15 protein-coding genes and 1 pseudogene are annotated in these 17,223 nt (G+C 66.3%); 11 read left to right on the forward strand and 5 right to left on the reverse strand.

Annotated elements, in window-relative coordinates; translation table 11 throughout:
- Positions 1-107: 107 nt before the first annotated feature.
- Together ACZ5YA_RS30480 and ACZ5YA_RS30485 are read left to right on the forward strand one after the other, a co-directional pair.
- The gene (locus ACZ5YA_RS30480) at positions 108-1,115 is read left to right on the forward strand and encodes a Bug family tripartite tricarboxylate transporter substrate binding protein (RefSeq protein ID WP_059374804.1); all 1,008 of its coding nucleotides are present in this window, start codon (positions 108-110) and stop codon (positions 1,113-1,115) included.
- A 43-nt stretch (positions 1,116-1,158) separates the two neighbouring features.
- A complete protein-coding gene (locus ACZ5YA_RS30485; protein WP_059374802.1) occupies positions 1,159-2,706 on the forward strand; it encodes a UxaA family hydrolase in 1,548 nt (515 codons plus the stop codon).
- A gap of 107 nt (positions 2,707-2,813) precedes the next feature.
- Here ACZ5YA_RS30485 and ACZ5YA_RS30490 read toward each other — a convergent pair.
- Positions 2,814-3,750: pseudogene (locus tag ACZ5YA_RS30490) on the reverse strand (dihydrodipicolinate synthase family protein).
- Positions 3,751-3,925: 175 nt separating this feature from the next.
- On the opposite strand from ACZ5YA_RS30490, the gene ACZ5YA_RS30495 reads away from it, so the two are divergent.
- Positions 3,926-4,822, forward strand: coding sequence for a LysR family transcriptional regulator (locus ACZ5YA_RS30495; RefSeq protein WP_464091651.1), 897 nt, complete (start codon positions 3,926-3,928; stop codon positions 4,820-4,822).
- A gap of 143 nt (positions 4,823-4,965) precedes the next feature.
- Here the strand turns inward: ACZ5YA_RS30495 and ACZ5YA_RS30500 are convergent, their stop codons facing one another.
- The gene (locus ACZ5YA_RS30500) at positions 4,966-8,043 is read right to left on the reverse strand and encodes an Rne/Rng family ribonuclease (RefSeq protein ID WP_464091652.1); all 3,078 of its coding nucleotides are present in this window, start codon (positions 8,041-8,043) and stop codon (positions 4,966-4,968) included.
- 508 nt (positions 8,044-8,551) lie between these two features.
- Here ACZ5YA_RS30500 and ACZ5YA_RS30505 point away from each other — a divergent pair.
- The 4 genes from ACZ5YA_RS30505 to msrQ all read left to right on the forward strand — a co-directional run bounded on the left by ACZ5YA_RS30505 (position 8,552) and on the right by msrQ (position 11,987).
- Positions 8,552-9,529 (forward strand): RluA family pseudouridine synthase, encoded by a 978-nt coding sequence (locus ACZ5YA_RS30505; protein ID WP_118931849.1) that lies wholly within the window; start codon positions 8,552-8,554, stop codon positions 9,527-9,529.
- Positions 9,530-9,531: 2 nt separating this feature from the next.
- A complete protein-coding gene (locus ACZ5YA_RS30510) occupies positions 9,532-10,182 on the forward strand; it encodes an HAD family hydrolase (RefSeq protein ID WP_464091653.1) in 651 nt (216 codons plus the stop codon).
- Positions 10,183-10,364: 182 nt separating this feature from the next.
- Complete coding sequence (msrP, locus tag ACZ5YA_RS30515) at positions 10,365-11,327, forward strand: protein-methionine-sulfoxide reductase catalytic subunit MsrP (protein WP_464092881.1); 963 nt, start codon at positions 10,365-10,367, stop codon at positions 11,325-11,327.
- A 9-nt stretch (positions 11,328-11,336) separates the two neighbouring features.
- The gene (gene msrQ, locus ACZ5YA_RS30520; protein WP_118931847.1) at positions 11,337-11,987 is read left to right on the forward strand and encodes a protein-methionine-sulfoxide reductase heme-binding subunit MsrQ; all 651 of its coding nucleotides are present in this window, start codon (positions 11,337-11,339) and stop codon (positions 11,985-11,987) included.
- A 12-nt stretch (positions 11,988-11,999) separates the two neighbouring features.
- Here the strand turns inward: msrQ and ACZ5YA_RS30525 are convergent, their stop codons facing one another.
- The 3 genes from ACZ5YA_RS30525 to ACZ5YA_RS30535 are packed head-to-tail and all read right to left on the reverse strand — an operon-like array spanning position 12,000 to position 14,098.
- The gene (locus ACZ5YA_RS30525; RefSeq protein WP_464091654.1) at positions 12,000-12,785 is read right to left on the reverse strand and encodes an N-acetylmuramoyl-L-alanine amidase; all 786 of its coding nucleotides are present in this window, start codon (positions 12,783-12,785) and stop codon (positions 12,000-12,002) included.
- Positions 12,786-12,788: 3 nt separating this feature from the next.
- Complete coding sequence (locus ACZ5YA_RS30530; RefSeq protein WP_059374789.1) at positions 12,789-13,499, reverse strand: SAM-dependent methyltransferase; 711 nt, start codon at positions 13,497-13,499, stop codon at positions 12,789-12,791.
- Positions 13,496-14,098, reverse strand: a complete 603-nt coding sequence (locus tag ACZ5YA_RS30535) for a Maf-like protein (RefSeq protein WP_464091655.1) — start codon at positions 14,096-14,098, stop codon at positions 13,496-13,498. Before ACZ5YA_RS30535 ends, ACZ5YA_RS30530 begins: the two co-directional genes overlap by 4 nt.
- 120 nt (positions 14,099-14,218) lie before the next feature.
- Here ACZ5YA_RS30535 and ACZ5YA_RS30540 point away from each other — a divergent pair, with 120 nt between their 5' ends.
- Genes ACZ5YA_RS30540 through ACZ5YA_RS30555 form a run of 4 tightly spaced genes read left to right on the forward strand, consistent with a single transcriptional unit; the run spans position 14,219 to position 17,193 of the window.
- A complete protein-coding gene (locus ACZ5YA_RS30540; RefSeq protein WP_165867790.1) occupies positions 14,219-14,845 on the forward strand; it encodes a YceD family protein in 627 nt (208 codons plus the stop codon).
- 52 nt (positions 14,846-14,897) lie between these two features.
- Complete coding sequence (gene rpmF / locus ACZ5YA_RS30545) at positions 14,898-15,080, forward strand: 50S ribosomal protein L32 (RefSeq protein WP_013392223.1); 183 nt, start codon at positions 14,898-14,900, stop codon at positions 15,078-15,080.
- A gap of 59 nt (positions 15,081-15,139) precedes the next feature.
- Positions 15,140-16,207 (forward strand): phosphate acyltransferase PlsX, encoded by a 1,068-nt coding sequence (gene plsX, locus ACZ5YA_RS30550; RefSeq protein WP_059374784.1) that lies wholly within the window; start codon positions 15,140-15,142, stop codon positions 16,205-16,207.
- Complete coding sequence (locus tag ACZ5YA_RS30555) at positions 16,207-17,193, forward strand: beta-ketoacyl-ACP synthase III (protein WP_118931844.1); 987 nt, start codon at positions 16,207-16,209, stop codon at positions 17,191-17,193. The genes plsX and ACZ5YA_RS30555 overlap by 1 nt, the downstream gene beginning before the upstream one ends.
- The last annotated feature ends 30 nt before the right edge of the window (positions 17,194-17,223 follow it).

Raw genomic sequence — 17,223 nt, forward strand, 5'->3', positions numbered from 1 at the left:
ATGCTCTGGCACCGCACAACACACAACGAGCCGCCGCGCGGCTCCGATCCCGGCACGCATCGCTGCGGCCGGGGAGGGGCGCGACGATGGCATACGGAGACCAACGCATGAACACCCCCTGTACGCCCGCGCGTCCGCTGACGCGCATGACTGTTGCCATAGGCCTGGCCCTCGCATTTTCCTGCGGCTCGTCCGCCGTCATGGCCGAGGAGTTTCCGAATAAGCCGCTGCGCATGGTCGTGGGCTTTGCGCCGGGAGGCGGGGCGGACATCGTGGCGCGCCTGGTTGGCGCCAAGATGGCCGAAAGCCTGGGGCAGCAGGTGGTGGTCGAAAACCGGGCGGGCGCCACGGGCACTATCGCCGCCGACAACGTCGCGCGTTCGCCTGCCGACGGCTATTCGCTGTTCCTGGGTTCGCAGTCCACCATGGTGGTGGCGCCTTCGCTGTTTCCGTCGCTGCCCTTCAAGCCCGAGAAGGACTTTGCGCCGGTTTCGCAGATCGTGACCATGCCGCTGATCCTGGTGGTCAATCCGGCCCTGGTGGACGCCAAGACCGTGCAGCAACTGACCGAACAGATCCGCAAGGCCGGCGATGGCGCAATGAGCTATGCCTCGTCGGGCCAGGGCGGTCCGCAGCACATTGCCGGCGAGCTGTTTGCGCACATGGTGGGTACCAAGGTGACGCACGTGCCGTACAAGGGCGAATCGGCGGCCATGGCCGACGTGCTGGGCGGCCATGTGCCGTACATGTTCGCCAATCTGCCGGTGGCGTTGCCGCACATCAATTCGGGCAAGGTCCGGCCGTTGGCCATCACCAGCCTGAAGCGCGACCCCAAGGCGCCGCAGATCCCGACCCTGGCCGAGTCCGGCTTCAAGGACTTCGAAGTGTCGACCTGGTATGGCGTGTTTGCGCCGGCCAATACGCCCAAGCCCGTGGTGGCCAAGCTCTCCGATTCCATTCGCGCCGCCGTGCAGCAGAGCGATATGCAGGCCAAGCTCAGCGAGCAGGGTTTCACGGTGGTGGGCAGCGATTCCGACGCCTTCACGCGTTTCGTGGGTACGGAGCTGCCGCGCTGGTCGGTGCTGATCCGCGACATAGGCATCAAACCCGAATAAGCGGCCAGCCCGAGCGGGCGGCCTTTCTATACGAGATCCAGACATGATCGATTTCACTGAAAAACGCGCGGCCGGACCCGTGATCCGGCTGCATTCCGCGGACAACGTCGTGGTGGCGCGCGTGCCCATCGGCATAGGCATGGCCGTGCCCTCCGAAGGCATCGTCAGCCGCAGCCAGATCCCGGCCGGGCATAAGATCGCGGCCCGCGACCTGCGCGCCGGCGAGCCCATCCTCAAGTACAACGTCTGTATCGGCTTTGCGGCGGGCGATATTCCGGCGGGCACCTACGTCCATTCGCACAACATGGACTTCCAGGAGTTCGACCGCGACTACGCGCATGCGCGCGATTACGTGGCCACGCCGGTCCTGCCCGAGTCCGAGCAGGCGCGCTTTCTCGGCATCGTGCGCGCCAATGGACAGGTCGCCACGCGCAACTACATCGGCGTCATGGCGACGGTCAATTGTTCGGCGACGGTGGTGCACCGCATCGCCGAGGCCTTCACGCCGCAGCTGATGGCCGCCTATCCCAATGTGGACGGCGTGGTGGCGCTGAGCCATGGCATGGGCTGCGGCATGGAGATGTCCGGCGAACCCATGGACCTGTTGCGCCGGACGATGGGCGGCTACGCCTGCCACGCCAACTTTGCCGCCGTGCTGATCGTCGGGTTGGGCTGCGAGCGCAACCAGCTGGATGCCTTGCTCAAGGACCAGGGCCTGGAGGCGGGCGCGCGGCTGAAGACTTTCATCATGCAGGAGACCGGCGGCACGCGCAAAACCATCGAAGCGGGCGTCGCCGCCGTGCAGGCGCTGCTGCCCGAGGCCAATGACGTCGAGCGCGTGCCGGTGCCGGCGCGGCACCTGACGGTGGGCCTGCAATGCGGCGGCTCGGACGGCTTTTCGTCCATTACCGCCAATCCGGCATTGGGGGCGGCCATGGACATCCTGGTGCGCCACGGCGGCACCGCCATCCTGTCCGAAACGCCCGAGATCTACGGCGTGGAACACACCTTGACCTCGCGCGCCCGCAACCGCGAGGTGGGCGAAAAGCTGGTGCAGCGCATCCGCTGGTGGAAGGAAGAGTATTCGCCGGGGCGCGACGTGCAGATCAATGGCAAGGTCAGCCCAGGCAACCAGATGGGCGGATTGGCCAACATCTTCGAGAAGTCGCTGGGCTCCTCGATGAAGGGCGGCACCACGGCGTTGATGGAGGTCTACCGCTACGCGGAGCCGGTGCGCCAGCCCGGCATGGTGTTCATGGATACGCCGGGCTTCGACCCGGTGTCCGCAACCGGACAGATCGCTGGCGGGGCCAACATGATCTGTTTCACCACCGGGCGCGGCTCGATGTTCGGCGCCAAGCCCGTGCCTTCGATCAAGCTGGCGACCAACACGCCGATGTACGAAAGGCTGACGGAGGACATGGACGTCAATTGCGGCGACATCCTGGACGGCACCGCGACCCTGCAGGAAGTGGCGCAGCGCATCTTCGAGGAAATCCTGCTGGTGGCTTCCGGCACGCGCAGCAAGAGCGAACTCCTGGGACTGGGTGATCACGAGTTCGTGCCCTGGAACATCGGCGTGGTGAGCTGAGCGGCACTGCCAAAGAAAGCGCCCCGGCGCACGGCTTCAGGTTGCCGTGCGCCGGGGCTGTTCCGTCGTTCGATGCCGCAGGCGCGGGTGCGCCCGCGGGCCCGGGGCTAGTTGTCTGCCAGGGTCTGCGCGCCCGGCATGTCAAAGCCATTGTCGTCCAGCGCGGCCTGCAGGGCAGAGCGCTGCTCGGCGTTCAGTTCCACCAGGGGCGGGCGCACGGTCGCCCAGGCCGAATCGCCGGATTTCCAGGCAATCGCGGCTTTCATCGCGGGGATCATGGGGAATTTACCGAACACGTTGCGGGTCGCGTTCAGTCCGGCCTGGCGGGCGTCGGCGTCGGCTTCCTGCCAGCGCTGTTGCAGGGCGACGATGGGGCCAGGATTGACGTTGCCGGTGGCGGTGATGCAGCCCACGCCGCCGGCGCGCAGGGTTTGCAGCAGGAAGGCTTCGCTGCCCGCATAGACTTTGAAGCCGCGCGGCGCGAAGCGTTCGATCATGGCGGCCGTGTTGTTCCAGTCCCCGCCGCTGTCCTTCACGCCGGCGACCTGGCCAGGATAGCGGTCCAGCAGCCGATTGATCAGGTCCAGGCTCAGCGGCACCTGGCTCACGGGAGGGATGTGATACAGGTACATGCGCAACCGGTCATCGCCCACGCCTTCGATCAGTTCGGCGTAGTAGCGGAACAGGCCTTCGTCGCTTACGCCCTTGTAATAGAAGGGGGGGCAGGACCAGCACGCCCATGCTGCCGCTGCGCACGGCGTGGCGGGTCAGTTCGATCGCATCGGGCAGCGCGCAGGCGCCAGTGCCGGGCATCAGCGCGGACGGTTCCACGCCGGCTTCCAGCAGCGCGTCCAGCAGACTGCGCTTTTCCGACAGGGCCAGCGAGTTGGCTTCCGAGTTGGTGCCGAATATGGCCAGCCCGACGGATTGTTCGCGCAGCCAGCGGCAGTGCTTCACATAGCGGCCCAGGGCCGGGCGATAGGCTGCGTCGAACGGCGTCAGGACCGGAGAAAAAACGCCGGGAATGCTGGCTTGGGTGCTCATTGTCTCTACTCGATTTCTGATGAATGCAAAGGACGCGCCGGGCGGCGCGGCGGCAACGTCTGATTCTGGCACCGAAGCGGCCGCTGAACATCTGCTGTTTAATTGCTTCAATCCATAAAATTGTTGTGGTTTGCCCTGGCGCAAATCGTGCATGCAGAAAAAAAGGGGGGACGCTTTGGATACGCGATATGTGCAGAGCTTTGTGTCGGTGGTTGAATGCGGATCGCTGGCGGAGGCCGCGCGCCGGCTGGACCTGACCCCCGCCGCGATCGCGGCGCGGGTGCGCACCCTGGAAGAGGAGCTGGGCGCCACCCTCATCAAGCGCGTCGGCCGTAGCGTCAAGGCGACCGAGGCGGGCCTGAAGGTGCTGGAGCGGGCCCGCAGCGTATTGCGCGAAGTGCGGGACCTGCGCGCCAGCGCCAGCGACGACGCGCCGCTGGGCGAATTGCGGCTGGGCGTGTCGGTGTCGGCGCTGACGGGCATCATGCCCACCGTGCTGGCGCGCCTGTACCGGCGCCTGCCCAAACTGGCGGTGTTCGTGGAGCCGGGCACCTCCAATCACCTGTACCACCGCGTGATCAACGGCGACCTGGACGCGGCCTTCATCGTCAAACCGCAATTCAACCTGTCCAAGGGCTACGCCTGGAAATTGGTGGCGGAAGAGCCGCTGGTGGTGCTGGCGCCGCCCGATACCGTGAGCAATGACGCCCACGAACTCATGAGCACGCAGCCTTTCATACGCTATGACCGCAATGTCTGGGGCGGCCGGCTGGCGGACCAGTACCTGCGCCAGCACGGCATCGCGCCGCGCGAGCGTCTGGAGGTCGATGGCCTGATGGGCATCGCCTGCATGGTGTCGGAAGGGCTGGGCGTGTCGCTGGTGCCCGATTGGGCGCCCGATTGGGTGGACAGCCGGCGCGTCAAGCGCGTGCCGCTGCCGGGGCGCGCGCCGCTGCGCTGCATGGGGATCATCTGGGCCCGGCATATGCCGCATTCGGCGTTGGCGGAAGCATTCGTTGAAGAGGCCGGTCTGGCCTTGAACCTGCCTGCGGAGCCGATAGAGGACGAGTGAACGTCCAGGACGTGCGCGCTGCGGATCGCGTCGGGCGCCGCCGCGCTGCCAAGCCACCATGAAAAACACCCCGGACGCTGGATCGGTATCCAGCGTCCGGGGTGCGGCGTGCTGCCAGTCGCAAGCCCTTGCGGGCCTGCGGCTTAGTGGCGCGTTTCGACCTGAACCAGCGGTTCGTTGGAAACGGGCGCGACCGGCTTGCGCTCGCGGCCCAGGCGGACCGGCGTGTGTGCAGCGGCGATACGCAGCTGGGTCTGGGCGTGGCGGTCCGGATCGGTCTCCACCCACTGCAGGCCGGCGGCGTTCACCACGTCGTGCAGGGCCTGGGCCTTGGCCGACGGGGCGGCAGCCGGCAGCACGATGGGCTGGCTGGCTGCGGGCGCCGGGGCAGCCGCTTCCTGTGCCACGGGCGCGGCAGGAGCAACCGGGGCGGCCGGCGCGGCGGCGGGAGCAACCACGGGCTCGACGGCGGCGGCTTCCACCGGCGTCGTCTCGGTCGCTGCGGGGGCGGAAGCCTCGCTCGCGGCCTGCACGGACACAGGCTGGGTCACCTCGGCGGCAGCCGTCTGCACGGGCTGGGCCACGGGTTCGACGGCTTGCTCGGCTTGGACCTGCACGGGCGTTGCCGGCTGGGCTTCAACCGGAGCAGCCGCAACCGGGGCAGCCGCAACCTGGGCGGGCTCGGCCTTAGCGGCTTCGGGCTGCTGGGCTTGCACCGGAGCGGCTTGGACCTGTACGGCAGGTTCCACGGCTTGCGCAGCGGTCACGGCGGGTTGAGCGGCAGCTTCTTCCGGCTGATCGATGCTGTCGTCGTCGGCGCCATCTTCCTGCTGATCGTCGCTGCCGGCCAAACCTGCTTCTTCCTGGCTGCGGCGGCCGCGGCGGCTGCGGCGGCGGCGGCGCTTGCGCTCGGGATCGGCAGCGCCTTCGGCGCCTTCCACGGCGGGTACGCCATCGGCGGTCTGTTCGGCCACGGCTTCGGCTTCGACAGCCTCGGCGGTGACCACGGCGGCTTCAGGAGCCGGTTTGGTCTCGGGCAGGGCAGTGGCGACCGTTTGAGCCAGGGCGGCGACCATGCTTTCCTGTTCGCTCATCGGGGCGTCGGACTGGCCTTCCTCGCGGCGGTTGCGGCCACGGCCGCGGCGGCGGTTGCGGCCGGCGCCGCTGTCCTCGCCGCCGGCTTCCACGGCTTGCTCGGGACGGTTGGACGCCAGGGCCGCTTGCGTGGCCTGGGTGTCGCGTTCGCCGCGGGCGTCGTTGCGGTTATTGCGGTCGCCGCGTTCCTGGCGGTCGCCCTCGGCACGGCGGTTGCCGCGCACGTGGTGGCGGCCGCCTTCGCTGGCCTCGGCGCCTTCGCCGCGCGATTCGCCGCGGCGGTTGCGGTTGCGGTCCGAACCATGGCGTTCGCCACGGCGTTCCTGGCCGTCATGGCCGCTACGGCCCTTGCCGCGGCCGGAACTGGCGCGCTTGGCGCTGTCTTCCTGGGCGGCGGGAGCGGGCTTGGCCGCTTCGGAGCTGCCACCCAGCCAGCCGAACAGGCGCTTGAACAGGCCGCCCAGGCCGCCGGTTGCCGCCGGCGCGGGAGCCGGCGCGGGGGCGGGCGTCGAAACCGGAGCGGGCTGCGATGGCGTGATGCCCTTGACCAGCGCTTCCGGACGCGACTTGATTTCGTGTTCGCGCGGCTGCCAGGGAGCGTCCGTGGCCGGGGCTTCAACCAGTTCGAAGCTGGTCTTCAGTTCTTCCAGGCGCGGATCGTCGTGGCGCAGGCGCTCGATGTGGTGGTGCGGCGTTTCCAGATGCTTGTTGGGGATCAGCATCAGGTTGACCTTGAGGCGGGCTTCCATCTTGGTGATGTCGGCGCGCTTTTCGTTCAGCAGATAGGTCGCAACGTCGACCGGCACTTGAGCGTGCACGGCGGCGGTGTTTTCCTTCATGGCTTCTTCCTGCAGCAGGCGCAGCACGTGCAGGGCGCTGGACTCGGCGTCGCGGATCACGCCGGTGCCGTTGCAGCGCGGGCAGGTGATGTGCGAGCCTTCGTTCAGGGCGGGGCGCAGGCGCTGGCGCGACAGTTCCATCAGGCCGAAGCGCGAAATCTTGCCCATCTGGACGCGGGCGCGGTCGAAGTGGAGGGCGTCACGCAGGCGCTGTTCGACGGCGCGCTGGTTCTTGCTGTCCTCCATGTCGATGAAGTCGATGACGATCAGGCCGCCCAGGTCGCGCAGGCGCAACTGGCGGGCCACTTCGTCGGCGGCTTCCGAGTTGGTGCGCAGCGCGGTTTCCTCGATATCGGCGCCGCGCGTGGAGCGGGCCGAGTTGACGTCCACGGAAACCAGGGCTTCGGTGTGGTCGATGACGATGGCGCCGCCCGAGGGCAGCGTGACCGTGCGCGAGTAGGCCGTCTCGATCTGGTGTTCGATCTGGAAGCGGGAGAAGAGCGGGATATCGTCGCGGTAGCGTTTGACGCGCTGGACGTTGTCCGGCATCACCACGCTCATGAAGGCCGTGGCCTGGTCGGCGATCTCGTCGGTATCGATGAGGATCTCGCCGATTTCCGGGGAGAAGTAGTCGCGGATGGCCCGGATGACCAGGCTGGATTCCAGGTAGATCAGGATCGGCGCGGAGTTGTCGCGCGCGGCGCCGTCAATCGCGGTCCAGAGCTGCAACAGGTAGGACAGGTCCCACTGGAGCTCTTCGACGTTGCGGCCGATGCCGGCGGTGCGGGCGATGATGCTCATGCCCTGGGGCAGATCGAGCTGCTCCATCGTGTCGCGCAGTTCCTGGCGGTCCTCGCCCTCGACGCGGCGCGAAACGCCACCGCCACGGGGGTTGTTGGGCATCAGGACCAGGTAGCGGCCGGCCAGCGAGATGAACGTGGTCAGGGCGGCGCCCTTGTTGCCGCGCTCTTCCTTTTCAACCTGGACGATCAGTTCCTGGCCTTCGCGCAGGGCGTCCTGGATGCGGGCGCTGCGGACGTCCACGCCTTCCTTGAAGTAGCTGCGGGCCACTTCCTTGAAAGGCAGGAAACCGTGACGGTCTTCACCGTAGTTGACGAAGCAGGCTTCGAGGCCGGGTTCGATCCGGGTGATGACACCTTTGTAGATATTGCCTTTGCGTTGTTCGCGGCCGGCAGTCTCGATGTCGAGGTCGATGAGTTTTTGCCCATCGACGATAGCGACGCGTAATTCTTCCTGATGCGTCGCATTGAACAGCATGCGCTTCATGAGAGGGGTTCTCCGTTGTCATGACGCGCCGATATCGGCGCGTGACCTCGGGTCACTCGGGCTGCGGGCTGAAGCGGGCAAGAGTTGCGGACCGTACCTGGGCGGCGCCCAGGCGTATCCGCCGCGGGTCAGGCGGGCACGTCGAGCCGTGGGGCTCGGGGTTCTGTCAGCAGGAGGGTCAGCTTCACTGAATGTGGTTTGACGGAAAAGTGCTGTGAACGGCAGTTGCGGTCGGATTGGTTGCCCACGCGCAGCTGGTGCTTTAAATATGCGACGATTCTTGCGGTGCTTCAGAGCCGCTTGCGGCATGCAACGGACCTGCTGGGACAGCGGGCAAAATGAATGCCACACCACTATCCGGCAGGGCGCGGTTGCGCCGGCGACCAAATGACCCCGGGGGTTGAATGAGCAGGCAGTACAATGGCGGCCCGCGCGCTCGACGGAGTTGCGTAACGTTGCATCTCTACGTCAGGCGGCTAGTTCAGCCCCTTTAGGCTGTCCCGATTATATGTCGCTTTTCGCAATGCGCAAAGAAACTTCCCCCTCGCTTTCCCTCTCTAAAGCTCCCCCTGCCGTCCGGCTGGTGGAAGTCGACGCCGAGCATGCCGGCCAGCGTCTGGACAACTATCTTGCGCGCTTGTGCAAGGGCGTCCCCAAAACCCATATCTACAAAGCCATACGCGGCGGCGAAGTGCGGGTAAACAAGGGACGCACTTCGGCCGACTACCGCGTCGCCGAGGGGGACGTGGTCCGCGTTCCGCCCCTGCGTTTGCCGGATCCGGGCAAGCCCCGTCCAGTGCCTGGCGCAGAATTCCCCGTGGTGTTCGAGGACGAGGCGCTGCTGGTGGTGGACAAGCCCGCCGGGGTGGCGGTCCACGGCGGCAGCGGCGTGTCCTTCGGCGTGATCGAACAGCTGCGGGCGGCCCGGCCCGGCGCCAAGTTCCTGGAGCTGGTCCATCGTCTGGACCGGGAGACCTCGGGTCTCTTGATGGTGGCCAAGAAGCGCAGCGCCCTGCTGGCCTTGCACGCCATGCTGCGAGAAGGAAAAGGGGACAAACACTACCTGGCGCTGGTCGAGGGCGATTGGGTCAATGACCGGCAGCACATCAAGCTGGGCCTGTCCAAGTGGACCACCCAGTCCGGCGAACGCCGGGTCAAGGTCGACCCGGACGGCCAGTCGGCGCACACCATCGTCACGCTCAAGCAGCGGTTTGGTGGCTATAGTCTGGTCGACGCCGAATTGCGCACCGGCCGCACCCATCAGATCCGGGTGCACCTGGCCGCCAGCGGCTTCCCCATCGTGGGCGACGACAAGTACGGCCACGACGAAGTGCGGGCGCAGTTCGCGCGCATGGGCTTCGGCAGGATGTTTCTGCACGCCCACCAATTGACGCTGGCCCACCCGGTGACGGGCGAGCCCCTGACGCTTACGGCCGAGCTGCCTCCAGCTTGCCGGAAAATACTGAAACAACTGGAGTCGGTCTGATTATGTCGTATTCGCTGGTCGTTTTTGACTGGGATGGCACCCTGATGGATTCCACGCACAGCATCGTGGCCGCCATCCAGGGCGCCTGCCGCGACCTGGAGCTGACGGTGCCTTCGGCATCCGACGCCAGTTGGGTGATAGGCCTGTCCCTGGAAAGCGCCCTGCGCCGCGCGGTGCCGGAACTGACCCAGGCGATGCTGCCGCGCTTCCTGGAGCGCTACCGCACGCACTATCTGCTGCGCGATCCGGAATTGCGCCTGTTCGAAGGCGTGCAGGAACTGCTGACTGAACTGGCAGGGCAGAACGTGCGCCTGGCGGTGGCTACCGGCAAGAGCCGGGTGGGCCTGACGCGCGCGCTGGCCGCGACCGGCCTGGGGCCGTTGTTCGATGCCACTCGCACCGCCGACGAAACCTTCAGCAAGCCGCATCCCGCGATGCTGCACGAACTGATGCAGGAGCTGGACGTGGAGCCGGACCGGGTGGTGATGGTGGGCGACACCTCGCACGACCTGCAGATGGCGATCAATGCCGGCGTACACGGTTTGGGCGTGACCTATGGCGCTCATACCCTGAAGGAACTTGAGGGTTGTTCGCCGCAGGCGGTGCTCGAGAGCGTGCCCAAGGTACGCGAATGGCTGCTGCCGCGCGTCTAGCGGCCTGGCGCCCGGGATTCTCCGGGCGCACACCGTCCGGGCGCGGAACGCCGGCCGTCCGTGCGGGTCTATAGAAAATACCCGCAAGCGCCGGCTGCTGCGGAATATCATGGGGCGGCGCGGCGTCCATGGCTTGCGCAGGGCGCGTCCATGATCCTGCGGGCGCCACACCGGAGACCATGATGTTGATACGCAATCCCGACGATATTCTTCCGTCAGAGATCACCTCCGAGGCCGTCTGGCGTTCGCGCCGCGAATTGATGCTGCGCGCCGGGACGGTCGCGGCCGCAGCGAGCCTGCCGGGGTGGGGCATGCGCAGCGCGCACGCCCAGGAGGCCGGCGCCCTGCCGGGCAAGCTCAATGCAGGCTTGAGCGTCATGGATAAGCAGACGACGCTGGCCGACGTAACGTCCTACAACAACTACTACGAGTTCGGCGTGGATAAGGGCGATCCGGCCGCCAATGCCGGCAAGTTGCAGACACGCCCCTGGAGCGTGAGCGTCGAGGGCGAAGTCGGCAAGCCGCGCACCTTTTCCATCGAAGAACTGCTCAAGCTGGCGCCGATGGAAGAGCGCGTCTATCGGCTGCGCTGCGTCGAGGGCTGGTCCATGGTGATTCCGTGGGTGGGCTATTCGCTGTCGGCGCTGCTCAAGCAGGTCGAGCCCACGGGCAACGCCAAGTACGTCGAATTCGTGACTGCGGTGCAGCGCGAGAACATGCCAGGCGTGCGCGCCGCGATCCTGGAATGGCCTTATGTGGAAGGCCTGCGCATCGACGAGGCCATGAATCCCCTGGCCATGCTGGTGTTCGGCGTCTACGGAAAAGTGCTACCGAACCAGAATGGCGCGCCGCTCAGGTTGGCGGTGCCCTGGAAGTACGGTTTCAAGTCGGCCAAGTCCCTGGTCAAGATCCGCCTGGTTGAAAAGCCGCCCGTGTCGTCCTGGATCAAGGCCGCGCCGCAGGAGTATGGCTTTTACGCCAACGTGAATCCCGACGTGCCACATCCGCGCTGGAGCCAGGCCACGGAGCGCCGCATCGGCGAGGACGGGCTGTTCTCGCCCAAGCGCAAGACCTTGATGTTCAACGGTTATGCCGAGCAGGTGGCGTCGCTCTACCAGGGGATGGACCTGAAGGCGAACTACTGAGGCGATTCCATGCCTGACGGCACTCCGCAGGCGGCTCCGGCCGCGCCGCCGCGCAAAACCCCGCTTTCCGCCAAGACCGTGGGGCGCTTCAAACCGTTCCTGTTCCTGCTGGGGCTGGCGCCGTTCGTGCGCTGGATCTGGCTGGGCGCGAACAACGGGCTGACGGCGAACCCGGTCGAGTTCCTGACCCGTTCATCGGGCACCTGGACCCTGGTCTGCCTGCTCGTGACCCTGGCTATCACGCCGCTGCGCCGGCTGACCGGCCAACCTGCCTTGGTGCGTCTGCGGCGCATGTGCGGGCTGTTCGCGTTCTTCTATGGCTCCATGCATTTCATGGCCTGGGTCTGGTGGGACCGCGGCTTCGATCCGGCCGGCATGCTGCGCGATATTGGCGAACGCCCCTTCATCATGGCGGGATTCGCGGCGTTCGTGCTGATGGCCGCTCTGGCGGCCACCTCCACGCAGTGGGCCATGCGCAAGCTGGGCAAGCGCTGGCAAAGCCTGCATCGCGCCATCTATGCCATCGGCCTGCTGGCGGTGCTGCATTACTGGTGGCACAAGGCGGGCAAGAACGACCTGGCGCAGCCCGCGCTGTACGCCGCGGTGCTGGCCTTGCTGCTGGGCTGGCGGCTGGTCGCCTGGCTGCGCGGCAGGCGATAGCGCCGCGCGTTCCTACAGCATCGCCAGCATGATGGCGGCGGTCTCCGCGTCCGGCTGGCCGTCGTACAGCGCCGGCCGGTAGTGCATCTGGAAGGCCGCCAGCGCGCCGATCGTGGCCGGGTTCAGCGTGCCGTCCTGTGGACATGCATAGCCTAGCCGCGCCAACTGTTTCTGGAACCATGCCACGTCCGGGAGGCCCTGGGCCTGCAGGCGCGCGAGGTGCTGGGCGGCCCCGGTTTCGTCGTACCAGCGCCCGATTCCCGCCTCGGCCAGCATTTTCCACGGGAATAGAGGTCCGGGATCCACCTTGCGCTGAGGCGCGATATCGCTATGGCCTACGATGTTTTCGGGTGTGATGCCGTGGCGCTGCGCAATATCACGTAGCAATATGGTCAATGCGCGCAATTGGCGGTCGTTATAGGGATGCCAGACGGGCTTGCCGTCAGGGCCCTCCGTCCAGCCCGGGTTGACGATTTCTATGCCGATGGACGTGCTGTTCATGGCGATGTTGCCATACCAGGAACTGGCGCCGGCATGCCAGGCGGCGCGGTTCTCGTCGACCAGCCGGTAGACGCGGCCCGAGTCGTACACCAGGTAATGAGAGCTGACCTTGCCCTTGGAGAGCAATTCCATCGAACGGGCGTCATCGACGCTGGTGTAGTGCAGCACGATGCTGCGCACCCGGCTGGCCTGGCCGACCGCGGTGATCGAGGTGTCCAGGTCCAGGCCGGCGGGGCCGCGCGCGGCGCATCCTGCCAGAACGGCCGCGGCAAGCGGCGCAAGCAATAGGCGGCGCATGGGTCAGCGCGCCAGGAAGAGAAACAGTGTCGGCAGCTTGTCGAGCTGGGGCGCCGGCTGCTTCTTCCAGTCCGCCACGCTGCGGGTGACGATCCATTCGTCGGCAGTCGTGACCGAGCGCGCCACGCACAGCTTGGTGTCGCCTTTCAGGCTTGCCAGCAGCGTGGCGTACATGGCGGCATTGCGATAGGGGGTCTCGATCAGCAGCTGGGTCTGGTTGTGCTTGGCCGAGTGCTGCTCCCAGGCGCGCAGTTGCTTGGCGCGTTCCGCCGGGTCCACCGGCGCGTAGCCGTGGAAGGCGAAGCGCTGGCCGTCCAGTCCGCTGGCCATCAGCCCCAGCAGGATGGAGGAGGGGCCGACCCAGGGCTTCACCGTGATGCCCAGGCGGTGGGCGGCGTCCGCGACCTTGGCGCCTGGATCCGCGACCGCGGGGCAGCCGGCCTCCGAGACCAGGCCGATTTCGGCGCCCTTGAGCGCCGGCTCAAGCCAAGCCTTGATCTGGGCGGCGTCGACCTTGTCGTTCAGGGTGTGGATGGTGATTTCCTGCAGCGGCCGGGTGGTGCCGATCAGCTTGAGGAAGGCGCGGGCGGTCTTGGCGTTTTCGGCGATGTAGGTGTCCAGCCGGCCTGCCAGGGTACGGACCTCGGCGGGGAGCCAGCGCTCGGGCGGGGCGTCGCCCAGGCCGACCGGGATCAGGTGCAGCGCGCCGCTCATGCGGGTGCTCCGAGGGTGTCCAGCGGATCCAGGCCGAACTGCGCCAGCATGCCGGTCAGCGCGATCAACGGCAGGCCGATGATGGCGGTGGGATCGTCGCTCTGGATGCTTTCCATCAGGGCGATGCCCAGGCTTTCCGCCTTGGCGCTGCCTGCGGTATCGTAGGGTTCTTCGGCGCGCAGATAGGCCTCGATCGCGCGGTCCGACAATGCCCGGAAACGGCAGCGCGTGACGATGTCGGCTTTTTCCACCCGCTGGCCGTCGGTGACCGCCAAGGCGCTGTGGAATTCCACGATTTGACCCGACAGGGCCCGCAATTGCGCCAAGGCGCGCGGGAAATCCCCCGGCTTGCCGATGGGCTGTCCGTCCACGGTGGCCACCTGGTCCGAGCCGATCACGATGCTGCCGGGGTGATTGGCCGCGACCGCCATGGCTTTGGCGACGGACAGGCGCAACGCCAGGGCTTCAGGCGTTTCGCCGGAGTGTGGCGTTTCGTCTACATCGGGGGAAATCGCCGTGAAAGGCAGGCGCAGGCGGGACAGCAGTTCTTTGCGGTAACGCGAGCTGGACGCGAGGATCAGGCTGGGCTTGGAAGGCATGCGATATTTGACGTTAAAGCGTAAGTCACAGTATTATCTAACGTTTTGCGGGATTTTTGCATGAATGGGCGCGCGAGCAAGCCGATGGCGAAGCTTAGCGACCTCGGCAAAATCATGGGTATGAGTAGTCCCCATGAGCAGCCCCGCGAATGCAAAGGACTGAACATCAAGCGCATCGATGCATACGCATTTGCCCAGATGGGCAAGGAAGCGCAAGGAACCATACCTCTTGTGCGGCTTACGCGCGTGGTTGACGGGCTGCCCGAACAACCGCAGGGCGATGCCGGACTCGTGACGTGGTCCGTGCGCGGCGAAATGGGTAGGACTGGTCTTCTGATGGGCCGGCCGCTCCTGCATATTCACGTGCAGGCGAATCCGGTGCTGGTGTGCCAACGGTGCAATGAGCCGTTCGTGTATCCGATCGACAGCGAAGTCCTTTTGCAGCTGGTCAAGTCCGAAGCCGATCTCGACGACGATGCTTCCTACGGGGATCCATCCGGCGAGGACGACGAGGACGAAGAAGGAAATGGTTTTGTGTCCAACCTGCCTGAAAAGGTGGTGGGTTCGCATCATTTTGATCTGCTGGCCCAGATCGAAGATGAGCTCATTCTGAGCGTTCCGTATGTGCCCAAGCATGATGTATGCCCGGGCGCGCTGGCCAAGGTCAGCGAAGCTTCTCCCGAGGAGCCCGCTGTCAAGCGTCCGTCGCCGTTTGCGGTGCTGGAACAACTGAAGCACAAAGATTGAGATCAACATCGGGCCGCATCGCGTACAATGCGCCCCGTTTCTAGGAGTCATCATGGCCGTTCAACAAAACAAGAAGTCCCCGTCCAAGCGCGGTATGCACCGCTCGCACGATTTTCTGGTGAACCCGCCGACCGCGATCGAACCCAACACGGGCGAAGCGCATCTGCGTCACCACATCAGCCCCAACGGCTTCTACCGCGGCCGCAAGGTCCTGAAGACCAAGGCCGACGAATAAGGCCCCCGGGCCGAACTCGTACTCGGACCATTTCGGCTGAGCGCTGATACCTGGCACCCGTGATACGCATCGCCATAGACTGTATGGGCGGAGACTTCGGTCTGCCCGTCACGATTCCGGCTGCGATCGAGTTCGCCCGGCAATTTCCGGATACCCGGCTATTGCTGGTCGGGCTTCCCGACGCTATTGAAGCGGCGCTCTCCGAGCACCGCGGCGTGGCGCGTGATCGCATTGAGATCGTGGCGGCTTCCGAAGTCGTCACCATGGACGACCCGGTCGAGGTCGCCCTGCGCCGCAAAAAAGACTCCTCCATGCGCCTGGCTGCCCAGTCCGTCAAGGACGGGCGCGCCGACGCCTGCGTTTCCGCGGGCAATACCGGCGCGTGGATGGCCATTTCACGCTATGTGCTCAAGACGCTGGACGGCATAGACCGCCCCGCGATCGCCACGTCCATTCCGAACCAGACGGGCCGCGCCACCACGGTGCTGGACCTGGGCGCGAATGTGGACTGCACGGCCGAGCACCTGCTCCAGTTCGCCATCATGGGCGCCGCGCTGTCGCAGGCGGTGGACCATCGCGAGCGCCCCTCGGTGGGCCTGCTCAACATCGGCGAAGAAGTCATCAAGGGCAACGAAGTCGTCAAGGAAGCCGCCGAGCTTCTGCGCAACAGCCCGCTCAACTTCTACGGCAACGTGGAAGGCAATGACATATTCAAAGGCACGGTCGACGTCGTCGTCTGCGACGGTTTCGTCGGCAACGTCGTGCTCAAGTCCGTCGAAGGGCTGGCGAAGATGTTGTCCAGCGTCATTCGCGAAGAGTTCAAACGCAATCTGATCACGCTGCTGGCTGGCGCGGTGGCCAAGCCGGTGCTCAACCGCCTGCGCACCCGCGTCGACAACCGGCGCTATAACGGCGCCGCGCTGCTGGGCCTGCGCGGCGTGGTCATCAAGAGCCATGGTTCCGCGGACGTCTACGCCTATGGATTTGCGTTGCAGCGCGCCCGCGAAGCCGTAGTGAGTAAACTGCTGGAGCGCACCGCCGAGACGGTCGCTCAGATTACCAAGCGCGTTCAATCTGGCGAAGGCCCCTCGGTGTCGTCGCCCAACGTGGCTGGGGACACCGCTTGATGGATACCGCAATGAAATATTCCGTGATCGCGGGCACCGGCAGCTTCCTGCCGGAACGCGTGGTTTCGAATGACGAACTGGCGGCGGAGCTGGCGACGCGCGACATCGCCACCTCCGACGAATGGATCGTCGAACGCACCGGCATCCGCCAGCGCCATCTGGCTGAGCGCGGCGTGACCACCAGCATGCTGGCGACCGAGGCCTCGCGCCGCGCGCTGGCTGACGCCGGCGTGGACGCTTCCGAGGTCGACCTGATCGTCCTGGCCACCTCGACGCCCGACTTCGTGTTCCCGAGCACCGCCTGCATCGTGCAGTCCAATATCGGCGCCAAGGGGTCGGCGGCATTCGACGTGCAGGCCGTGTGCAGCGGTTTCGTCTACGCGATGACCACCGCCGACAGCTTCATCCGGGCCGGCCGCGCGCGTTGCGCGCTGGTCATCGGCGCTGAAGTCTTCTCGCGCATCCTGGACTGGAACGACCGCTCCACCTGCGTGCTGTTCGGCGACGGCGCTGGCGCCGTGGTGCTCAAGGCTTCCGACAAGCCCGGCATCCTGGCCGCGCAACTGCACGCCGACGGCAGCCAGGCCAAGATCCTGAACGCCGCGGGCAACGTTGCCTACGGCGACGTGACCGGCGATCCGTTCCTGCGCATGGACGGGCAGGCCGTATTCAAGCAGGCCGTCACCGTGCTGGACCGTTCCGCGCGCGACACCTGCGCCGAGGCGGGCATCGAGATCGCCGACGTCGATTGGCTGATCCCGCACCAGGCCAACGTGCGCATCCTGAATTTCCTGGCGCGCAAGCTTGCCGTGCCGGTCGAGAAGGTCGTCGTCACCGTCGACAGCCACGCCAACACGTCCGCCGCCAGCGTGCCGCTGGCCCTGGACGCCGCGCGCCGCGACGGCCGCGTCAAGCCGGGCCAGTTGATCCTGATGCAAGGCGTGGGCGGCGGATTCACCTGGGGCTCGGTACTGGCCCGCATGTAAGGGCGCGCTCCGGCGCGGCGTGGCGCTTGG

The sequence above is a fragment of the Achromobacter sp. JCM 18799 genome (assembly GCF_055395645.1).